The sequence below is a fragment of the uncultured Winogradskyella sp. genome, from assembly GCF_947496485.1.
Lineage (GTDB): Bacteria > Bacteroidota > Bacteroidia > Flavobacteriales > Flavobacteriaceae > Winogradskyella.
Window position 1 is genome coordinate 875,494 of sequence record NZ_CANMCZ010000001.1, and the last position, 20,892, is coordinate 896,385.

General features: G+C 32.0%; 17 protein-coding genes and 1 tRNA gene. 9 read left to right on the forward strand and 9 right to left on the reverse strand.

Going from position 1 to position 20,892, the window contains the following annotated elements:
* Positions 1-12: 12 nt before the first annotated feature.
* Together Q0822_RS03645 and Q0822_RS03650 are read right to left on the reverse strand one after the other, a co-directional pair.
* Entirely contained in the window at positions 13-867 is an 855-nt protein-coding gene (locus tag Q0822_RS03645) for a methionyl-tRNA formyltransferase (RefSeq protein WP_299120271.1), read from the reverse strand.
* Positions 864-2,378: an amino acid adenylation domain-containing protein gene (locus tag Q0822_RS03650; protein ID WP_299120273.1), complete on the reverse strand. Its 1,515-nt coding sequence runs from the start codon at positions 2,376-2,378 to the stop codon at positions 864-866. The genes Q0822_RS03645 and Q0822_RS03650 overlap by 4 nt, the downstream gene beginning before the upstream one ends.
* Positions 2,379-2,688: 310 nt before the next feature.
* Between Q0822_RS03650 and Q0822_RS03655 the strand changes: the two genes are divergently transcribed.
* On the forward strand, positions 2,689-3,855 hold the full coding sequence (locus tag Q0822_RS03655; protein WP_299120274.1) for a glycosyl hydrolase 53 family protein: 1,167 nt from the start codon (positions 2,689-2,691) through the stop codon (positions 3,853-3,855).
* An 86-nt stretch (positions 3,856-3,941) separates the two neighbouring features.
* Here Q0822_RS03655 and Q0822_RS03660 read toward each other — a convergent pair.
* A tRNA-Leu gene (locus tag Q0822_RS03660) sits at positions 3,942-4,023 on the reverse strand.
* Between the two features lie 103 nt (positions 4,024-4,126).
* On the opposite strand from Q0822_RS03660, the gene Q0822_RS03665 reads away from it, so the two are divergent.
* The 5 genes from Q0822_RS03665 to Q0822_RS03685 all read left to right on the forward strand — a co-directional run bounded on the left by Q0822_RS03665 (position 4,127) and on the right by Q0822_RS03685 (position 10,323).
* On the forward strand, positions 4,127-5,515 hold the full coding sequence (locus Q0822_RS03665) for a dipeptidase (RefSeq protein WP_299120276.1): 1,389 nt from the start codon (positions 4,127-4,129) through the stop codon (positions 5,513-5,515).
* A 114-nt stretch (positions 5,516-5,629) separates the two neighbouring features.
* Positions 5,630-5,995 carry a BlaI/MecI/CopY family transcriptional regulator gene (locus Q0822_RS03670; protein ID WP_299120278.1) on the forward strand — a complete coding sequence of 122 codons (366 nt, stop codon included), beginning with the start codon at positions 5,630-5,632 and terminating at the stop codon, positions 5,993-5,995.
* Between the two features lies 1 nt (position 5,996).
* Complete coding sequence (locus Q0822_RS03675; RefSeq protein WP_299120281.1) at positions 5,997-8,612, forward strand: M56 family metallopeptidase; 2,616 nt, start codon at positions 5,997-5,999, stop codon at positions 8,610-8,612.
* A 99-nt stretch (positions 8,613-8,711) separates the two neighbouring features.
* Positions 8,712-9,812 carry a DUF4407 domain-containing protein gene (locus tag Q0822_RS03680; protein ID WP_299120284.1) on the forward strand — a complete coding sequence of 367 codons (1,101 nt, stop codon included), beginning with the start codon at positions 8,712-8,714 and terminating at the stop codon, positions 9,810-9,812.
* A 43-nt stretch (positions 9,813-9,855) separates the two neighbouring features.
* Positions 9,856-10,323 (forward strand): nuclear transport factor 2 family protein, encoded by a 468-nt coding sequence (locus Q0822_RS03685; RefSeq protein ID WP_299120286.1) that lies wholly within the window; start codon positions 9,856-9,858, stop codon positions 10,321-10,323.
* 191 nt (positions 10,324-10,514) lie between these two features.
* Here Q0822_RS03685 and Q0822_RS03690 read toward each other — a convergent pair whose 3' ends face one another.
* The 6 genes from Q0822_RS03690 to Q0822_RS03715 all read right to left on the reverse strand — a co-directional run bounded on the left by Q0822_RS03690 (position 10,515) and on the right by Q0822_RS03715 (position 14,857).
* Positions 10,515-10,841 carry an STAS domain-containing protein gene (locus tag Q0822_RS03690; protein ID WP_299120288.1) on the reverse strand — a complete coding sequence of 109 codons (327 nt, stop codon included), beginning with the start codon at positions 10,839-10,841 and terminating at the stop codon, positions 10,515-10,517.
* Between the two features lie 334 nt (positions 10,842-11,175).
* The gene (locus Q0822_RS03695; protein ID WP_299120290.1) at positions 11,176-11,328 is read right to left on the reverse strand and encodes a DUF1272 domain-containing protein; all 153 of its coding nucleotides are present in this window, start codon (positions 11,326-11,328) and stop codon (positions 11,176-11,178) included.
* A gap of 185 nt (positions 11,329-11,513) precedes the next feature.
* Positions 11,514-12,089 carry an alkylphosphonate utilization protein gene (locus tag Q0822_RS03700; protein WP_299120293.1) on the reverse strand — a complete coding sequence of 192 codons (576 nt, stop codon included), beginning with the start codon at positions 12,087-12,089 and terminating at the stop codon, positions 11,514-11,516.
* A 59-nt stretch (positions 12,090-12,148) separates the two neighbouring features.
* A complete protein-coding gene (locus tag Q0822_RS03705) occupies positions 12,149-13,150 on the reverse strand; it encodes a type I phosphomannose isomerase catalytic subunit (protein WP_299120294.1) in 1,002 nt (333 codons plus the stop codon).
* A 17-nt stretch (positions 13,151-13,167) separates the two neighbouring features.
* The gene (locus tag Q0822_RS03710; RefSeq protein WP_299120296.1) at positions 13,168-13,650 is read right to left on the reverse strand and encodes a glycosyltransferase; all 483 of its coding nucleotides are present in this window, start codon (positions 13,648-13,650) and stop codon (positions 13,168-13,170) included.
* A gap of 19 nt (positions 13,651-13,669) precedes the next feature.
* Entirely contained in the window at positions 13,670-14,857 is a 1,188-nt protein-coding gene (locus tag Q0822_RS03715; RefSeq protein ID WP_299120297.1) for a response regulator, read from the reverse strand.
* Positions 14,858-15,040: 183 nt separating this feature from the next.
* Here Q0822_RS03715 and Q0822_RS03720 point away from each other — a divergent pair, with 183 nt between their 5' ends.
* Genes Q0822_RS03720 through Q0822_RS03730 form a run of 3 tightly spaced genes read left to right on the forward strand, consistent with a single transcriptional unit; the run spans position 15,041 to position 20,857 of the window.
* On the forward strand, positions 15,041-18,130 hold the full coding sequence (locus Q0822_RS03720) for a hypothetical protein (RefSeq protein ID WP_299120299.1): 3,090 nt from the start codon (positions 15,041-15,043) through the stop codon (positions 18,128-18,130).
* A complete protein-coding gene (locus tag Q0822_RS03725) occupies positions 18,130-19,347 on the forward strand; it encodes a hypothetical protein (RefSeq protein WP_299120301.1) in 1,218 nt (405 codons plus the stop codon). Before Q0822_RS03720 ends, Q0822_RS03725 begins: the two co-directional genes overlap by 1 nt.
* Positions 19,340-20,857 (forward strand): cellulase family glycosylhydrolase, encoded by a 1,518-nt coding sequence (locus Q0822_RS03730; RefSeq protein ID WP_299120303.1) that lies wholly within the window; start codon positions 19,340-19,342, stop codon positions 20,855-20,857. Before Q0822_RS03725 ends, Q0822_RS03730 begins: the two co-directional genes overlap by 8 nt.
* The last annotated feature ends 35 nt before the right edge of the window (positions 20,858-20,892 follow it).

Sequence of the window (20,892 nt, forward strand, 5' to 3'; positions counted from 1 at the left end):
TTATATATTTTATCAGTTAGTTGCATTGTATTTTTCAACGATTAAGCTCCCATCATTAAACTTAATGAGTGCGCCTAATACCTCATCAAAATAAATATCATTACGCTTGTATTTTGATTGGATTTTTTCATCAACTGCCTTGGGTGCAACACTTGCCTTCCAAATCTGATATTGATTTAACCTTGCTCCAAAATAAGGTTTCGAAACCCCTCTAATTAAATTATAAGCACTTACATAACCATTATTGAGATTAATGTGGCATTGATCTTTTTTTAATTTACCATAATAGCTTCCCTTTGATTTATGTTGAGGACTAGGTTCAACTTTTTGTTCTGCTAATAATTTAATAGCATCTTTAACGATACATTTGTAGGTACCTAACATCTTAATCTGTAAATCTGACACATATATATTTGGTTCAATCTTCATTTTTTGCTGTACTATAATATCGCCAGTGTCAATACCTTCGTTTATAAAATGAACAGTTATCCCTGTTTCATCCTCGCCATTTATAATAGGCCAATGTTGTGGAGATAGACCTCTGTAATTTGGCAATAAAGAAGGGTGCAAATTAATACAGCCCATATGTGGTATTTCAATGATGTTCTTCTTTAGGATTTTTTCAAAATGGCAAACTACAATCAAATCTGGATTCAGTGCTTTTATGGTTGTTTCACTTGTCTTAGAATTTATATCCTTTATTCGATAAAAATCAATAAAATACTTTTCACAAATAAGCTTTAGTCGAGTATGAATGTGATTATCATATGAAGGACAAAACACAGCTAATATTTGATGCTCATCAAATATCAGAGACTCAAGAACTTGAGCGCTAAATCTATCCTCACCACAGAAAACTATTCTCATTTTGTAACTTCTTTTTCTAATGACACTCGATCTACTTTTCCATTGCTTGTTAAAGGCAAATGGTCTATTCTAAAATATTTTGTTGGTATCATATATTTTATCAAAGCTGAACCCAATCTTACGCGAAACTCTTTAATAGAAATTTCTTCTTCAGACTCATAAAACAATATGATTTCTTTATTCACATCATCATAGGCAACACAAGCCTTTATAGCATCAAAAACACTTAAAACGGTATGTTCTATTTCACCTAATTCAATTCTGTAGCCCAAATGCTTTATCTGACGGTCTTTTCTACCTACAAAAATGATCTCATCCCTTTCATTTTTAAAGGCTATATCGCCTGTACGGTAAATCTTTTCAGGATAAGATGTGTTTAATGGGTTTTGGACAAAGACCGAATTCGTTTTTTCTAAATTATTCCAATAGCCAAGGGCGAGGGATGTCCCTCTAACACAAAGCTCACCATATTCGTTCAATTGGCAACGTTGGTTATTTTCATTCAATATTAAAACATCACTATTTCGGCAGGGTTTACCGATTGGCAATACTTCATCATTACTCAACTCCCTGTTAACAATGTAATAAGTGCAGTCCACGGTAATTTCTGTAGGACCATAAAGATTGGCAAACAACACCTTATCATCTAAATGTTTAATCCAATAATTTAAGTGTTTAGTCGGCATCACTTCACCTGCAAATAACACCTTTTTTAAGGATGGTAATTCAATAGAATCCAATAGGTCTAAATTGGCAATATTGACCAAAACCGAAGGTACCCAGAATACAAAATTGACGTTGTTGGTTTCTAAATAGACTAATAGCTTTGCCGGAAACATAAAGAGTTGATCTGGTATAACATTTAATGTTGCACCAGCAAACATCATAAGATAGATATCCAAGGTAGAATTATCAAAAATAAATGGTGCTTGGTTACCAATAATTTCTTTTTCTGTGATATCAAATGTTTCTATTGCCCAATTGATATAATCAAAAATAGACCTGTGTGAAATAGCCACACCCTTTGGGACACCTGTTGACCCAGAGGTATGAATGACATAAGCGGGATCGGTATCGATACATTGTTTATAATTGCGAATACTATATGTTACATTGGATTTTTCAACGTTATCAATAATTATAATATCAATTCCTAAATTATATTTTGAAAGTTTTCTAAAATACAGGCTGTTGGTTATTATTACTATAGGCTTTAACACCTTTACAATAGATTTTATTCTAGATTCTGGATTTTTAATATCCAATGGCGCATAGCAATTACCACTGTACAGAATGGCTAAAAATGAAATTATGGCATCATTGCTTTTTGGTAAAAAAACAGCTACAGGTTTGTTAATGGAATTGTAGTTACTAATTAACTGATTTGAAATAGTTTGAGCCTTATTCTTTAGTTCTAAAAAACTGAATTGGGAAACAGCGTCGCAAATCGCAATTTTATTGGGAAATTGAAGTACGGTAGCCTCAAAATAATCTATTAGATTAGTGTTCATAGAATTGTAGTTTTAGTCTTTTTAGGGCGGACATCACAATAGCATCCTTAACAAAGCTATACTTACAAAAGGAGATATAAAATGATATTTATCATGCACTCAAAATACATGGTTTTGCGAAGGTTAATAAGTTTCAAATTCAAGAATTTAAATCTTAGAACCTAAAATGATAATGGAGAAATTATAAAGTTTACTTGTTAAACTTTGTCTGAGTAAAAAGATCTATGAAAAAAGGAATATTTATTAATACTTATACAGGTTTATTAATTAAATTTATATAAAGTAGTTACATATTTACAAAAACAGTATCATGAATATTTTAAATTCAGCTTTTAAAAAAACATATAGAATACTTTTCCTTATATCTGTTGTCCTTAATTTATCATGCAATAAAAGTAACTCTACTGGTGACTCTTCAGATGATTTAGATGAGACCACAATCTCATTTTATTATGGTGCCGATTTATCTTATGTAAATGAAATGGAAGATTGTGGAGCAACCTATAAGAATAGTAATGGTGCTATTCAAGATCCTTATGCTATTTTCAAAAATGAAGGAGCCAATCTTGTTCGCTTAAGGTTATGGCATAATCCTACTTGGACTAATTACTCTAATCTACAAGATGTAAAGCAATCTATACAGCGTGCCAAAAACGAAGGTATGAAAGTTCTATTAGATTTTCATTATTCAGATACATGGACAGATCCTTCAAAACAACAAATTCCTGCGGCTTGGATACATATTATAGATGATACTGAAACACTTGGAAATGCACTTTACAATTACACTTTCAATACATTATTAGAATTATCGAATGAAGGGTTACTGCCAAATATAGTGCAAGTTGGCAACGAAATTAACCCTATGATTTTACAAGATGGTGATTTAGATTCGCCTATTGATTGGGCTCGGAATTCACACTTAATAAATAAAGGTATTGAAGCAGTTAGAACTATTGCCGAAAATAAGAATGAAACTGTTGAAGTAATGCTTCATATTGCACAACCCGAAAATGGACTCTGGTGGTTTGAGCAAGCCACACAGAACGGGGTTACAGATTTTGATTGGATAGGCTTATCGTATTATCCTATTTGGTCTGATTATGATTTAAATGAAGTACAAACACCACTCACAACCCTCATAAATACGTACAAAAAAAAGTTAATGATTGTAGAAACAGCTTATCCTTTTACTATGGCTAATGCCGATAGTGCAAATAATATTTTAGGAAACGATGCTCTTGTTAGTGGTTATCCTGCATCTCAGCAAGGTCAATTAAATTATCTTAATCAATTAAAACTTATTGTTAGCAATGCTGGTGGGCAAGGTTTAGTCTATTGGGAACCAGCTTGGGTTTCTACAGATTGCTATACTTTATGGGCTCAAGGTTCGCATTGGGATAATGCCACACTTTTTGATAATACTAATAAGGCTACACTAGGTATACAATTTTATAATGCTGCATTAAACGACTAAGCATAGGACTATGTAACCTATATTTTAAAATATTAAAAGCCAAACAAAAAAAGCTAACTTTTTTAAAGTTAGCTTTTTATCTTAAGTACAGGCGGCGAGACTCGAACTCGCACACCTCGCGGCACTAGATCCTAAGTCTAGCGTGTCTACCAATTCCACCACGCCTGCAAAAGGACTGCAAATATAAACAATAGTTTGAATATTCAAACAGCAATTAATTAAGAAATAATTGATTCGGAATCCTTATTTTTGTTAGAAACCAAATTCACATATGCAATCTATTGAATCTTACATTACAGCTAATAAAGATCGTTTTCTAAATGAACTTATTGAATTATTAAGAATTCCATCAATAAGCGCAGACTCGGCATACAAAAAAGACGTTATAAAAACTGCTGATATCATTAAGATAAGTCTAGAAAAAGCTGGCTGTGACCATGTGGAAATATGCGAAACAGATGGTTATCCTATTGTTTATGGAGAAAAACTAATTGACAAAAATCTACCTACGGTCTTGGTCTATGGTCACTATGATGTGCAACCGCCCGATCCTTTAGATTTATGGAATTCGCCACCTTTTGAGCCTGTTATTCAAAAAACAGATTTACATCCTGAAGGTGCCATTTTTGCTCGTGGTGCTTGTGATGATAAAGGGCAAATGTATATGCATGTAAAAGCATTAGAATACATGACTTCTAATAATGAACTACCATGCAATGTAAAATTTATGATTGAAGGTGAAGAGGAAGTTGGTAGTGAAAATCTTGGAATCTTTGTGGCTAATAATAGAGAAAAACTTCAAAATGATGTTATTCTAATTTCTGACACAGGTATGATTGCTAAAGATGTACCATCAATTACTACTGGTTTAAGAGGTTTAAGCTATGTTGAAGTAGAAGTTACTGGTCCTAATAGAGATTTACATTCAGGTCTATATGGTGGAGCTGTTGCTAACCCAATAAATGTATTGACCAAAATGATTGCATCGCTTCACGATGAAAATAATCACATTACCATTCCTGGATTTTATAATAAAGTTGAAAATTTATCTGATGCTGAACGTGCAGAAATGGCAAAAGCACCTTTTTCGCTTGATGCCTACAAAAAGTCCTTAGATATTGATGCCGTTTATGGTGAAGAAGGCTACACTACTAATGAACGAAACTCGATCAGACCTACATTAGATGTCAACGGAATTTGGGGAGGATATATTGGTGAAGGCGCAAAAACAGTAATTGCAAGTCAGGCATTTGCAAAAATATCGATGCGTTTAGTACCACATCAAGATTGGGAAGAGATTACGGAATTGTTTAAAACTCATTTTGAAAGCATAGCTCCAAAAGGTGTACAAGTAAAGGTAACACCTCATCATGGTGGTCAAGGTTATGTCACTCCTATTGATAGCATTGGCTACAAAGCAGCATCAAAAGCTTATGAAAAAACATTTGGAAAAACACCAATTCCACAACGAAGTGGCGGAAGTATTCCTATTGTTGCGCTTTTTGAGCAAGAGCTAAAAAGTAAGACCATTTTGATGGGCTTTGGTTTAGATAGTGATGCTATTCACTCACCTAACGAGCATTTTGGGATTTGGAATTACCTAAAAGGTATAGAAACCATTCCATGGTTTTATAAATATTTTACTGAATCACATCAATAATTATAAAGTCCAATTTCGTTTAAAATGGACTTTTTTTAATCATTTTATACTCTACACTTGTAGAATTGATTATTTTATTCTACATTTGTAGAGTTAATTCTAAATACGTAGAGTATGCAACTTTCAAAAACTGAAGAACAACTAATGCAATACCTATGGAAGCTCGACAAAGCTTTTATGAAGGATTTGTTGGATATATATCCTGCACCAAAACCAGCTACAACAACAGTTGCCACATTACTTAAACGTATGATTGGCAAAGGGTTTGTAGATTATAAAACTTATGGAAAATCGAGAGAGTACTTTCCATTAGTTAAAAAAGAAGATTACTTCTCAAAGCATGTTAACGGTCTCATTAAAACATTTTTTAATGATAGTGCATCTCAATTTGCTTCCTTTTTTACGCGTAAAACTGATTTAACTAAAGAAGAGCTAGAAGACCTAAAGGCTATAATTGATAAAGAAATTAAAAACAAATAATATGGAGACGTATTTACTTAAATTCTCAGCATGTTTAGTCATATTTTGGTTAGTCTATATTCTGTTTTTAGAACGTCAAACCATGCATCGGTTTAAACGCTTTTATTTGATAGGAACAGTAGTATTAGCATTAGTAATTCCGGTATTCACTATTACACATTACATAGAACCTACTGTTACAGATTTTGAAATGTCTCCAGTATTCATTCCTATCGAAACTTCCTTTGTAAAACTTTCAAATGAACAACCGTCATTTATGGACATAGAAACTGCATTTCGGATACTTTATGGACTTGGTGTTTTATTATTCACTTTACGATTTGGGGTTAACCTCTTCAAAATGTATAAACGCATTTCAGACAATGAAACCCTATCTAAGCACTCATTTATCTATGTTTTATTAGAGGAATGTAGAATTCCACATTCATTTTTTAAATACATCTTCTTTAGCAAATTGAAGTATAAATCTGATACTATTCCTAAAGAAGTATTACTTCATGAAGAAACACATGCTAAACAATTGCATAGCTTAGATATCATCATTATTGAGTTACTACAAATAGTATTTTGGTTTCATCCTTTAGTTTACGTTTTGAAACATCATATTAAGTTGAATCACGAGTTTTTAGCAGATCAAGCTGTATTAGAACAAGGGTCTGATCCTAAAACCTATCAATATATTTTATTACAATTTTCATCAAGCACTCAAGATTATCAATTGTCTAGTGCCATTAATTATTCATCCATCAAAAAACGATTTACAATTATGAAAACACAAACATCAAAAACCAGAAATTGGGTAAGTAGTCTATTACTGCTTCCAATAATTGCTATTCTTTTTTACAGTTTTGCAGAACATGTTGAAGTTGTAAAAAAAGAATCAGACATTATTGATGAAACTAAAAAGGAATTAAAAGAAGTTTATGAGATTGAACAACCTCAAGAAAAACCAATCATGTGGATTCTAATTAACAGAAAAGATCAGTTATTGGTTGATGATGAATTAGGTTCTTTAGAAAGTATTGACGACAAACTAAAAAAACTAGCAAAGGATGGAAAAACAGGGCAATTAGTTTCGATAAAACATGATACACAAACATCTAAAGGAATTATTTTTAAAGTAGAAGAGTTGGTCAAACTAAATAAGTTTAAGGTAGCATCTTATAATATAACACCTATCATGTCTGTTCTAATCAATAAAAAAGACCAATTATTAGTCGATGATGAGCCAAGTACCTTAAAGAGTATTGAAAACAAACTGAAAAAATTAGCAAAGCAAGGCGAATCAGGGAGACAAGTTATCATAAAGCACGATAAAGAAACATCAAAAGATATAATCTCTAAAGTAGAAAACTTGGTCAGATCCAACAAATTTAAATTTGTGTCTTTTGATGTGTCAAAAATTCCACCTCCGCCACCTCCAACGCATAAAAGAACCAAAGGTGGACCAAATATAGAGGATACTCAAGTAGATTCTGAAAGTAATTATATGGTTAAACTTTCCTCTTCAGAAAAGAATAAGATTTATGCCAGAAGTATTGATTTAAAAATTTTAAATGATAATTCTTATTTAATAGACGGTATCACAGCAACAAAAAGAACATTTGTCGATACGTTTAATCAATTACATCAGGATATTACAGCTGAGACTCGAAACAAAATTATGAATGTTCATGTGAGTTCAACACGGGAGATTTCTAAAAAAGAAACTTGGTTCATTTATAATTCTCTCCAAGATTATGGATTTTATCGCATTGTGACTCCGAATCAAGAAATAAATAGAGCAAAAGGCAATACACCTTTTGCAACTGAGAGTAGTTTTTCAACACAACAAAAAGCCACGAAAAAACAAATCACAGAATATAATGCTTGGGCAAAAAAAATGAACATGGCTATTAGAAAAGCTGAGACAAGTGGAAATTATCCAATCATTAAGAAAAAAGACTACGACAAATATTATAACATATATCGAAACTTAATGTCTGAAACACAAAGGGAAAATGCAGAAGCTTGGCCAAATATTCCACCACCTCCGCCTCCACCTTCAGCACCTGAGCCTAAGGTTAATAAAAGAGAGGAGAAACTTCCACCTCCACCTCCTCCACCAACTACAATAAAGGAAGCTCAATATAAAAGAGACAAAAGGAAAACCTTAAATGAGATTATAAAAGAAACTCCTAAAGGTGTTGAGTCTGGATATGAGCTATTAGAAAATGGTGAATCTCACTATTTCACGGTTTACAAAGGCAAAAAAACATATTATAATAAAGATGGGTTTATTACAAATAAGAAAGGTAAAATCCTACCACCTCCACCTCCTTCTGCACCCAAGCCGAAGATTGATAATGATAATGAGGATCTTCCTCCACCACCTCCGCCTCCAGCACCTGAATCCACATTAGATTTTGTCATTAGAATGGCAAAAACCAATGCTAAATTTATCAATTCAGGCAAAGTTATCACCTCTGATGAAGCTATTGAGTTAGTAAAAAATAATCCAAAACTGAATGTTAAAGCTGAGAAAACAGACACAAAACAACCTATGATTTATTTCTTTGAAAAACCTATTCTTATTAATGATAAAGTAAAATCTAAAATTAAATTACTATTAATTTAATATCACTTAAGCCTCTTCATAGAGGCTTTTTTATTTAAAAATGTAACAAATTGCACACTTTAGCGTTCTAATAGACAATCAATCAAAATCAATTACCTTATGTTAAAGCAATTCTTCATCCTTTGCTCTGGAGCAGATACTGATATTTTAGACAAGTGTTCTATTGGTGAACAAAATAAATATGCTGGTATTGGAGCAACTGTTTTCTTTACTGCAGTTATGGCAACCATTGCAGCCAGCTATGCACTTTTTACTGTTTTCGATAATTTGTATGCTTCTATTTTCTTTGGATTAATTTGGGGTTTACTTATTTTTAATTTAGACCGTTATATTGTTTCTACAATTAAAAAACGAGATAATGTTTTAGACGAAATTTTACAAGCCACACCAAGAATTTTCTTAGCGGTGATCATTGCAGTAGTGATTTCAAAACCTTTAGAACTGAAAATTTTTGAAAAAGAAATCAATCAAGTGTTATTGGAGCAAAAAAATGAATTAACCTTGGCAAATCAAAATCAGATTGCTGAGCAGTTTAATCCTAAAATTGCTGAATTAGAAAATAACATTGTTGCATTACAATCTCAAATTGACACTAAAGAATCAGAAGTTAATGCATTATACGACACTTACATTTCTGAAGCAGAAGGTACAGCTGGCACCAAACTCTTAGGTAAAGGACCTGTTTACAAAGAAAAACGAGAAAAACACGATGCAGGTTTAGCAGAATTGCAACAGCTAAAAGCAGATAATAAAGCTAAAATTACTGCAATAGAATCCCAAATAACAACACTGCAAGGAGACTACACAGCTAATGTAGCCAAATCACAGCCAATCATTGATAATTTTGATGGTTTAATGGCTCGTGTTAACGCTTTAGGCGAGTTACCTTGGTTACCTTCATTCTTCATTTTCTTATTGTTTTTAGCCATTGAGACTTCACCTATTATCGCAAAGCTTTTATCACCTAAAGGTGAGTTTGATTTTCGATTACAAGACCAAGAAACAACTGTTAAAACTTGGACAACACAACAGGTTGCAGAACGCAAACTTTTAGTCAAAACTGACAACGACATCAACAATAAAGTGTATACAGAAATTGCAGATGAAGAAGAAGTGATGAATTACAAGCGAAAGATGGCAAGAGAATTAATGCAACACCAAGCGGATGCTTTTCTTAAAAAGCAGAAAGGTGTACTTTAAATAATAGTTATTACTTTTAGATTGAAATTAAATCTTCAATCTTATGAAATATTATATTCCCTTATTATTTGCTTTACTTAGTATTAGCTGTGTAAGCATTAAAACTGATGTAATAACCGATAGAATAGAAAAAAGTGATAATCAAGCTTCAGCAGAAGCTGGTATTCGTCTTGTCATGGAAGCACAAGAAATAGCATGGAACAAACATGACTTAGAAGGTTTTATGGAAGGTTACTGGAAAAGTGACTCGCTTAAATTCTATGGAAGTAATGGCCTAACTAAAGGTTGGCAAAATACATTAGACAACTATAAAAAAGGATATCCAACTAAAGCAGAAAGCGGTATATTAAATTTTGTGATTAATGATATTTCAAAAATCGAAGGGGATAACTATTGGGTTATGGGAGAATATCATTTAAAACGACAGGTTGGTGATGCCGATGGAGTTTTCATTATTATTTTTAAGAAGATAAATGGAGACTGGAAAATTGTAGCAGATATGTCTTGCTAATTCTAAATTAATCACAATTAAATTTAAAATTCCGATTTTCATCAGGATTAGTTCAACTAACTATAAAAGAACTCATAAAGTGATTTTAAATTAGTGCTTAACTAAAAAAATAAAGTGTATCCGAAACATCTATCTATCACCATAAATGAGTTGGAAACACTTTATTTAATGTAGGATATATTTAGTTTGGGTTATGCAGCGACAATAGTGTTAGACCCAACAATATTCTGTTCTGTTGTTTCTATTGGCTCTTCAGATTTAAAATGCTGATATAGTTCTTTGCATCCTAATCCTATTATAGACAGTTTTTTAGATTTGGTTATAGATTCATTATGTAATCTAGCTAATGCCATTACTCCTGCTCTATCAATACTCTCTACACGCTCAATATCTAAAAGAACGCTATCTAATTTATCGAAAATATTAGAAAAGTGAGCATTAAAGGTATTTAGGTTCAACTTGTTTAAAGTCCCTTTAATCTGAAAACGGTTGTTGTAATTGGTAATCTGTAAATCCATAATAAATAATGTTATTCGTTCATACTAATTTAGGGCTATTAATCAGTAAAAATGGTGCTATTAATTAGAGGGATGACCTAAATATCATACTTATCATTGGGTGGTACCTTATAAAATCGATAAATGGTAAATTTGAATAGATTATTCGAAATGGTATGTTCATTTTTTCGATAAACAACACGTTTTTAGACACATTAAATGTGAGAAAAATAAACTTATTGATTACTCAAATCTAAGATTCATAAGACGCTTATTAACATCAACCGGTTTATGGACAATAATTTTTGAAACCGGATATTTTTTTAGAAGATGTTTAGGTCTTATTGGTCGTTTTTCAAAACCACCACCACAATATAGAACAAATCCGTTTTAAAAGCTCTAAACAATCTTTGCAAAAGGTAAATTCAAATGTGCAAATCATTGCCTCTTTAGAATCATAAGGCAATAGCTTATTACAATGCTCATAAGTTGGTCTTATTTGTAACATTTAGAATGAAATTTGATAAAATAAAGTTAAGAGTTTTATTTTTACATCATGAAGTATAAATACAAAATAATATTGATGGTCATATTGGCAGCTATTACTATTTATGGCTTAGTGACTGAACAATATCTGTTTATGTTTTTTTTGATACCTCTTAGTTTTGACTTTTTCAATAAAAAGAAATCCGATTAAGTTTTCTTAACGTATTGAGTAATTATTACTATCTGCTGACCATCTACTCTACCTTCAATATAGGTTTCGTTCTCATGATCTAACCTTATATTCCTCACGGCAGTACCTTGCTTAGCAACCATACTAGAGCCTTTTACTTTAAGATCTTTTATTAAAACTACTGAGTCGCCATGTTCTAAAATAACACCATTGACATCTCTATGAATCAACTTATTTTCGTCGTCTTCACCATCTCCTGATGCTTTTGCTAATTCTAATACCTCGTCTTCCAGATACATCATGCCCAGTAAATCTTGTGTCCAATCAGCTTTGATTCGATTGAGCATTCTCCAAGCCATAATCTTTACAGCATCATGTTCACTCCACATACTATCGTTAAGACATCTCCAATGGTTAGCATCTATCTTATCTGAATCTTCTATTTGCTCAGTACAGATTGAGCAAGCGTATAAAACCGTTTTATCTCCATTCGCCTTTATATCTGAAACTGTGTAAACTGATAATTTCTCATCATTACCACAAAGCTCACATTTAGAGTTGCTCCGTTGTTGTAATTCTCTTTCTAAACTCATATAATTGATAATATGAGCAAATATAACAATAGGCTTTTGTTAATTAATTAAATAAAGGGTTATGATGCTAATTTTCTAAATTTAGAATCCTTGGAATCAATATAAACCTCAAGCATTTTTGAACCTTGAGAGTTGAAGATAACGTCTTTACTATTTGCAGGAATTAAAACAGTTTCTCCTTTAAAAATAAACTCTGTATTATTATTTACAGTAATCTCCGCAACACCTTCTACACACATAAAAATAACAAAAGAATCTATTTTATTATAGTCTCTTTTATGGAGACCTTTTAGTTTAAAAATATTAGTTGTAAAAAAATCACAGTCTACCAGATTGCTCGTTTTATCTTTCCTTATTTTGTAATTGCTCTTACCATTTGTACTAAAAGTTTTGGTTGCCTTTTTTGCCAAATCGGTATGTAATTCTCTTTGCTTTCCATTATCATCTTTCCTGTCCCAATCATATACACGATAAGTGATATCACTTGTTTGTTGAATCTCTGCGGCTAAAACACCAGCACCTATGGCATGTATTTTACCTGCAGGTATAAAATAACAGTCTCCTTGTCTTACTTTTTCTGTATTAAAAATAGAACTTACATTAGACTTATTTATATCTCCCAAAACCTTTTTATCTAATTGATTATTCTTTAATCCTAAAACAATTTCTGCGTCTTTATCACTATCCATAATATACCACATTTCGGTTTTTCCAAAAGAATTATGATAGGTTGAAGCCATCTTGTCATCTGGATGAACTTGTACTGATAAATTGGTTTTAGCATCTAAAAATTTTATTAGTAGTGGAAAATTTTTACCAAAAACCTCTATGTTTTTTTCACCTAAAAATTCACTTTTATAGTTAGAAATTAAATTGTTCAACGTTTGTCCTTTATACAAGCCATTAGAAACTACGGATATATCATCCTTTACTCCAGATATTTCCCAACTCTCCCCAATATTTTTTGAGTCTGATTTTTTATTTAAGAATTGAGAAAGTTTTTCACCTCCCCAAATTTTTTCTTTTAAGATTGGTTTGAATTTTATAGGATAAGATTCCATGATTTTTGTTTTATAGTTTAAATACTAAGATTTAAGTTATTATTAGTTTTTACTTTTTTTAAATAGTCTACCACTGAAAAGACATTCTTAAAAAGTGTTTGTTTTATCTCTTGATTTTCAATAATTCTTAGATTAACATCTATTATTGATTCATGGTTTTTACAGATACTTTCAATTAACATATTTAGAGTTTCACTTTTTTGGTGAGCTGCATTTACATTAATAAAGCCGATATGTTTTAAATCAAATTGATTAAACATATATCTCGCTCCTGCTTTTTTTGCCGCATCTTCAGAGCTGTATTTTTTTATTTCCACAACTGATACACGGGCTGGACAAGCTTCTTTTATATCTTGCAATAATTGCAATGTTTGGTCTTTACTATTATTATCTACCAAACAAAGCTCTATTGTATCACATGCATTAATTTGCTCCATAAAAAACCGTTTTTCAATTTGTTCTTCATTATTATTGAATATTATAATGATTCCTATTTTCATGCTGTCTTTTATTTAATGGTTAAGCAATTTCAAGTTCATTTTTCAAAACTGTTTTATATATTGATTTTTTTGATCTATATACCCAAGCAATTTGAGCTAACTGTCCAACAATTTTCACTGAATCTTTCATAGATAATTTAGAGCCGTCAGCATGAATCCAACGTTTCAATGGTTGTTCACAAAGCATTGCTTTTGCTTTTTTAAGTCCAAAATGAATGGTTATTCTTTTAAATATCTCTACATCAAAAATCCATTGTGTTACAAACTTTTCTTTAAAAGCTATATTGATAACATCTTTATGAAAGATCTTAGCACCACATTGTGTGTCTTTAAAGTCCATTGATAAAATCTTTCTGATAATAAAGTTGATGGTTAAACTGATGATTTTTCGTGCCGATTCTTTAGTAATATTTGCTCCCATTCTTGTAATACGAGATCCACTTACTATTTTAAAATCAGACGTTTCAATCGTCTTTACTAAATCATCAAAATCTGATAAGTCCGTAGATAAATCCGCATCTAAAAACCCGATATAATCTAAATCTTCCTTTTTACTCATATGAAGCATTCCTAAGCGTACAGCTTCTGCTTTCCCTCCATTTTTATGACAATCATAAACGGTTATAAAGTCTTCTCTTCCTTTTTGTAGCTTTTGAAGTACTTCGAGAGTATTGTCTTTACTGCCATCATTAACAAAACATAAATGATAACCCGAATTTTTATCTATATAGGTTAAGAACTCATCACTTAATAAACGTTCTTCTTCATTATAACATGGAATCACAACACCAACACAGCGTTGCTGAATCATGATATCCGAATCACTTTTGACTACGTTTTGGTTTTGTGGTAAGCCAATCAAGTTTTTTACTCTAGCACAAATTTCGTTAAGACTTAATGGCTTTTTCATGTAATCGTTAATACCTAATTCAAAAGCTTCAGTAATAGTGTCATCTTTAGTATTACCAGATAAAATCATTATTGGAGTTTCAGATGCTCTTACATTTCTTATATGATTTACAAAATCTAAACCCGAAACGCCTGGCATGTTTACATCTACAATAACTAAGTCTGGATTGAATTGATTATAGATTTCTAACCCCTTAGAAGCATCAGTTTCTATTCTTACCTCGTATCCAAGTTCTACTAATCGCTTCTGTAATGGAAGTAATACTAGTTGTTGGTCGTCTATTGCTAAAACCTTCATAATAATAGTTTTTTATTGTTATTTACAGGTCAAAAGTACTTGAGATGACGCCTCCAAAATTTTAATTTAGATAAACGAAACACTTAGTGTAGACGAATGGTAGATTGCTATAGATAATTAAAAATCATACCACTATCTAAAATATATATCTTTACAGCATTGATAGTTATATCAAGGTTTTACATGAAAAACACCTCAAATAAATATTTAATAGCTGCCTTATTAATTGGTATCGCATTTCATGGTACGTCTATATTCTTTACTTTAGAAACGACTTATGATGCACTTATTCATTTGTTTTTTGCAGACCATTATGCAACAAGTTGGTTTGAGCCTTGGAACTATAGATGGTATACTGGTTTTACTGTAATGAGCTATCCGCCTTTGGTACACCAATCTATAGCTGCATTATCGCTTATTGGTGGCTTAAAATTTGGCATGTTCACAGTTGCCTTAATAGGTGTGATTTTATTTATAACAGGTGTGTATCGGTTTGCCTTATTAATGACATCTAATAGAACTGTGGCTGGCTATGCTGCACTTTTGGCCGTGTTTTCTTCCGCGTTTGTTGAAACTTTGCATGTCTTTGGGCAACTCCCAAGTATTATAGGAATTTCAGTGCTGATGCATGCCTTACCAGAAATCTATTTATGGCTAAAAACAGGGAGACTTCGTTATTTAGCGACTTCATTATCCTTAATTGCTGTAACGGTAACGTCGCATCATGTAACACCTATTTTCGGAATGATCTTTTTCATATTCCCGTTAATTGGTATGGTGATTATGGATGCATCACGAGATACTGTAGCATCAATGAAGGCTGTGACTTTTAAAGTCTTTTTTAATACGTTCCTTAAACTTTTTAAACGCATTATTAGTTTTGGTATGCTGTCGCTAGTGATTATTATTGGCTGTATATTACCCTATTGGATTAACTCTAAAAACAACCCAATTACCCAAGTCCCTATTCCACATGGTTCTAGAGATAATTTCTTAGAAATGACCTCATCTGGGTTGGTGTTCTTTTTGATTCCTTGGGGACTTTTATTAATACTTCTACCTTACATGTTTTATAGATATTATAGTAAACGTTACTTATTTTTCGGTTTGTCCATCACTATTCTTTTTGTTTTAGGTACAGGTGGCACAACACCAATTCCAAGACTGGTATTAGGTGAAACCGCATTTAATATTTTAACCTTAGACCGCTTTACACTTTGGGCTTCAATTATGTCTTTGCCTTTATTTGGTGAATTTGTATTTCGCTTAGTCGAAGGCGATTTAAAAACATTGATTAAAGATAAATTTGGTACAGTTTATCATCGTATAACTGGTGGAATATTGGCAGGTTTGTTTTTATTCATGACCATTTTTACGATGAGCTTAAGCTATTTTAAACCATCGCAACCACAACAAATTAAAATGTTGCCTATTGTTAATTTCTTGAACCAGGATCAGCATGATCAATGGCGTTATATGACTTTAGGTTTTGGTGATCAAATGGCTTGGCTTTCTGCGCAAACAAATGCGATGTCCATAGATGGGAATTACCATTCGGCAAGACGTTTGCCAGAATTAACTACAAGACCTATTGAGCGTTTAGAGAATTCTAAATTTAAAGGAGTTGAGGGTATTGGATCATTACAGCAATTCTTAACCACACCCGAAAAGTATAACTTCAAGTATATTTTTTCTAACGATAAATTTTACGACCCAATTTTATATTACTGTGGATGGCAACGCTTACGACAGTTAGAAAATGGCATTATGGTTTGGGAAAAACTGAATGTACCTCCATTATCTTCCATCTTACCAAAAGAAGACGTTAGCACTTGGCAAAAAATACTTTGGGGAATCGTACCGTTTTTAACGGTTTTAATTGCTTTTATTTTAAACATACAAATGCTTCTTATTCGTTTATTAAAAACGAAATCTAAAGAAATACCTGCTTACCTCAATTTTAAAAACAATTACACTCAATTTTCGCGAAGTGTTTTAAAGTTAACCCATATCTGGTCTCTAATTTTAGTACTTGTTGTTTGTTATGGAACATATCTGTTTTATATTAAAAACGAATCACATCACTCGCCAGAAAATGCCATACTTGCCTACTATGATGCCTTAGATTTTAAGGAATTTAAAAAAGCACATAGCCTTATTAATCCAAAAAGTGATTTACCATTAGCTCAGTACATGTTAGAGATTTCTGTAACAGATGGCCTATTGAGTTCTTATGCAAAGTTAGATGCGATTACAACAGAAACTATAAGCCAAACTGATAGCTTAGCAAGTTTAAAAGTCTTTACCCATTGGATTACACCTTTAGAGAAAATTAAAAAAACGGATTATAAAACGGTAGTTAAGATTGCTGGTAAATGGTACATTCAACCAGAAGATATTGACTTAGATCTTCCACCAGATCAATTATACTCTAGTAACACAACCAATTACTTTAACCAAGGGCGAAGACGTATAACCACGGAACAAACTCATCATGAAGATGTTTTAAAACAACCTGTTTTAGAAATCCTTTCAGCTAAATTGGTGAAACTCGAAAACCATTATGCCATTGTTGGAGAAGTTCAGAATATTGATAATGTACCATCTGATGTGGTTTTAAAAGGCACACTTTATAACGACGACAATAAATTGTTAGCCTCTTATAATGCTAAATATCATATAAAACATAAGTTGATGCCTAAGGAAGTGAGTTCTTTTAGAATAAATTTTGAAGGTATTGCTTGGTCTAAAACCCAAGATTCTATTCCTAAGACTTTTAATCCAGATGAGTTTACGCCATTTGAATTTGAAGAACAGCCTACTAAATTTAATCTTCAGGCTGCAGGCAATGTTTCTGGTTCAGATTTATTTAAAAGTACAACTGCTAATATTACAACTATTGATGATACTTATATTTCAGGAACGCTCTTTAATGTTGGTACTGAAGAAGTCACAATCCCACAGTTATTAATTTCATATTATGATGAAAATAAAACTTTAGTATGGGTTGATCATCTCTTTGTGAAAGAAGGTATTCGTCAACAACGTTTGCAATCTTTTAAATATCCTTTACTAACCGATGAATCTATAAGTATCATAAATACTGATATGGCAAATTGTTTTGTTAATGGTTTACCGAATGAAAACATTTCAGACAAAATTGTTTCAGACCGAATTTTAAATCATAACAATGAAGAATTACAGGCTATAGATCACCCCATTTTTAAATATGTGAAACTAGAAATCAACACGTATATTGGTAATCCTAATTAATGAGACTTAAGTATTTATACATAACGATTCTTTCAGTGCTTCTGCTCTCAACAACAGTTGCGTTGCAGGCTAATAAAGTTGGTGGGACCTATGAGTTACTTTCTACACAAAACTCTTATACTGCTGGTGATGTTATTGAGTTACAATTTTCCTTTACTGGTAATACTGATGTTTATTTATATTGTTCTAATTCATATGGCTCAGTTGTTTTGAATCCTGATGTTAATAATTCGAAACTCCGTTTTTCAATTCCACAATCCATTTCCAAAAAGTCTGGTGTTTTAAATTGGCAGTTAATTTCTGACAAAACTGAACTAAAAGGTCAAGTAAATATTCTACCAAAAGCAAGTATTAAAACTATTGAAAGTTATTTAGGGCCACCAAGTATTGAAGCTGGTGGAACGGATTTTACCATGTTGGTTGTTATTCCAACAGACGATTTAGATAACCCACTAATTGATAGCACTATAGTTGCAATAAAGCATCAATTTTTATCTAATCAGGAGGCTTCAGATGTATATACTGAGCATGGTTTTGCATACAAAAACATCTATTCCGAAAACAAAAGTGGTCGCATACTCATCAGTTCAGAAAGTTTAAACTTGAATTCAAAAGAATACGATGTGAATGTAGTACCTGCAATACCAACTAATTTTGAAATCAATGCAGAACGTATTCATGATTATGCTGATGGGAATCAAATCACTACGTTTAAAACAAACATAATAAAAGATCGCTATGATAATATAGTGAGCGATGGTACTTACGTCACTTTCTTTATTACCAATAAAGACGGTTATAAATCTAAAACCTCTGGCGCAACAATTAATGGTATTGCTACTGCAATACTATTGCAGCCAGACCATGAAGACCAATGGAGTGTAAAAGCTTATGTGGAAGGCATGGCAAATAGTAATACAATAGTTTTAAACTATAAACAAGCCGTTGAAGATTTTGAAGTTGCATTTTCTGAAGACAAACGTACCATCATCATTGGACCTTTAAAAAGTTTTATGAATCAACGCGTGCCAGATGGACTACGTGTACAATTATCTATCTATAAAAATGGATTTTTAGAAAATGAATCTATTGAAAGTTCATTTAACGGCATTGCTAAATTTCATTTGAGTCCTGATCGTTTTCCAAAGGGTACTTATAAATTAGTGCTTAAAGCCGCTGGTATTACAAAAACATATACAGAGGTACGCTATGAGTAAAGCTAATAAAAACATATTGCGAAGTTTACTTCTATTATCCTATGTAGTAATTATTGCTTTGGTGATATATGGTTTTGGCGCTTTGTATAGTTATCTAAATACAGGTGCAGATCGTAGCAAAATGTTACATACTGAAGTTAAACAAGTTGATCAATATCTACCTGAATTAGAATGGGCACCTTTAACAAATGAAGGTCGAGTCATAGATGAACAAACACTAACTGCTATAGAAAATGATTATTTAGATGCTTGGTATGTTAAATATGTAGCTTTAAAAACAAACACAAAAAAAGGCCTTGATGATTATTATACAGACAATGCAGTAGAAAACATCTATTCTATTATTTCTATTAATTCAGAAAACAAAACAACACTAGAAGCGACAACTTTAGAGCATCATCCTAATTTAGAATTCTTTAGTGAAGATGGACAGCTTGCTGTTTTAACGGATCATGATGTTATAGAATTCAAACGCATATTTAATGGCGAAACACTTATTACAGAAGTTACTGAGAAATCGAGTTACAAAGTCACGCTTTTATTAGAAGATGGTTTTTGGCGTATTAGACATTTGGTAAAAATAAAAAGTGAACCTTATGTTGTAGAAAATCCAAAAGAACCTATTAAGATTTCAGACATAAAAGGTATTAATTATTATCCGCAAGCTAATCCTTGGGATATGTTTGGTGATGCTTTTGATGCTGACGTTATAGCTTCGGATTTTGAGCTTATTAAAAATTCAGGATTAAACAGTATTCGTGTTTTTGTACCGTATGAAAGTTTTGGAAAATCTAATGTAGATAAGGACAAACTCCAACAACTTACAACGCTATTAGAACTTGCTGAAACAGCAAATCTTAAAGTAATGGTAACACTTTTCGATTTCTATGGTGATTACTCTGTCTTAGATTGGACACTCACCCAACGACATGCAAAAACCATTGTCAATGCCTTAAAAAATCACAGCGCTTTATCCTCTTGGGACATAAAGAATGAACCAAATCTAGATTTTGAATCTAGAGGAGAAGCACTCGTTACAGCTTGGCTAGATAAAATGGTAGATTTTGTAAAATCGCAAGATCCTAATCATCCTATAACTGTTGGTTGGTCTAATTCAGAAAGCAGTACCATTTTAAAAGAGAAGTTAGATTTTGTTTCGTTTCATTATTATGAAGATTTAGACCAATTAGCTGAAACTTACAAAACTTTAAAAACTCAAATTACCGATAAACCAATTGTAATTTCAGAATTTGGTATGTCGTCCTATAGTGGTTTTTGGAATCCTTTTGGAAACTCTGAAGACAGTCAAACAGATTATCATAAAACCATTCAGTCAATCTTTTCTCAGAACGACATTTCTTTTATGTCTTGGACTTTATACGATTTTACAGAAATACCAAAAGAAGTCGTAGGTAGACTTCCTTGGAGACAAAATGCACAAAAGCATTTTGGGTTTATAAATAAAGATGGGGCAAAAAAGGGTGCTTTCGAGTATATTTCTAAACAGTAGTGTAGGTACAATCTGAGTAGGCAGATCACTACTGT

Excerpts from the sequence above, each read along its gene's own strand:
- Q0822_RS03645 (WP_299120271.1), bottom strand. The coding sequence starts at position 867 with ATGAGAATAGTTTTCTGTGGTGAGGATAGATTTAGCGCTCAAGTTCTT.
- Q0822_RS03650 (WP_299120273.1), bottom strand. The coding sequence starts at position 2,378 with ATGAACACTAATCTAATAGATTATTTTGAGGCTACCGTACTTCAATTT.
- Q0822_RS03655 (WP_299120274.1), top strand. The coding sequence starts at position 2,689 with ATGAATATTTTAAATTCAGCTTTTAAAAAAACATATAGAATACTTTTC.
- Q0822_RS03665 (WP_299120276.1), top strand. The coding sequence starts at position 4,127 with ATGCAATCTATTGAATCTTACATTACAGCTAATAAAGATCGTTTTCTA.
- Q0822_RS03670 (WP_299120278.1), top strand. The coding sequence starts at position 5,630 with ATGCAACTTTCAAAAACTGAAGAACAACTAATGCAATACCTATGGAAG.
- Q0822_RS03675 (WP_299120281.1), top strand. The coding sequence starts at position 5,997 with ATGGAGACGTATTTACTTAAATTCTCAGCATGTTTAGTCATATTTTGG.
- Q0822_RS03680 (WP_299120284.1), top strand. The coding sequence starts at position 8,712 with ATGTTAAAGCAATTCTTCATCCTTTGCTCTGGAGCAGATACTGATATT.
- Q0822_RS03685 (WP_299120286.1), top strand. The coding sequence starts at position 9,856 with ATGAAATATTATATTCCCTTATTATTTGCTTTACTTAGTATTAGCTGT.
- Q0822_RS03690 (WP_299120288.1), bottom strand. The coding sequence starts at position 10,841 with ATGGATTTACAGATTACCAATTACAACAACCGTTTTCAGATTAAAGGG.
- Q0822_RS03695 (WP_299120290.1), bottom strand. The coding sequence starts at position 11,328 with ATGTTACAAATAAGACCAACTTATGAGCATTGTAATAAGCTATTGCCT.
- Q0822_RS03700 (WP_299120293.1), bottom strand. The coding sequence starts at position 12,089 with ATGAGTTTAGAAAGAGAATTACAACAACGGAGCAACTCTAAATGTGAG.
- Q0822_RS03705 (WP_299120294.1), bottom strand. The coding sequence starts at position 13,150 with ATGGAATCTTATCCTATAAAATTCAAACCAATCTTAAAAGAAAAAATT.
- Q0822_RS03710 (WP_299120296.1), bottom strand. The coding sequence starts at position 13,650 with ATGAAAATAGGAATCATTATAATATTCAATAATAATGAAGAACAAATT.
- Q0822_RS03715 (WP_299120297.1), bottom strand. The coding sequence starts at position 14,857 with ATGAAGGTTTTAGCAATAGACGACCAACAACTAGTATTACTTCCATTA.
- Q0822_RS03720 (WP_299120299.1), top strand. The coding sequence starts at position 15,041 with ATGAAAAACACCTCAAATAAATATTTAATAGCTGCCTTATTAATTGGT.
- Q0822_RS03725 (WP_299120301.1), top strand. The coding sequence starts at position 18,130 with ATGAGACTTAAGTATTTATACATAACGATTCTTTCAGTGCTTCTGCTC.
- Q0822_RS03730 (WP_299120303.1), top strand. The coding sequence starts at position 19,340 with ATGAGTAAAGCTAATAAAAACATATTGCGAAGTTTACTTCTATTATCC.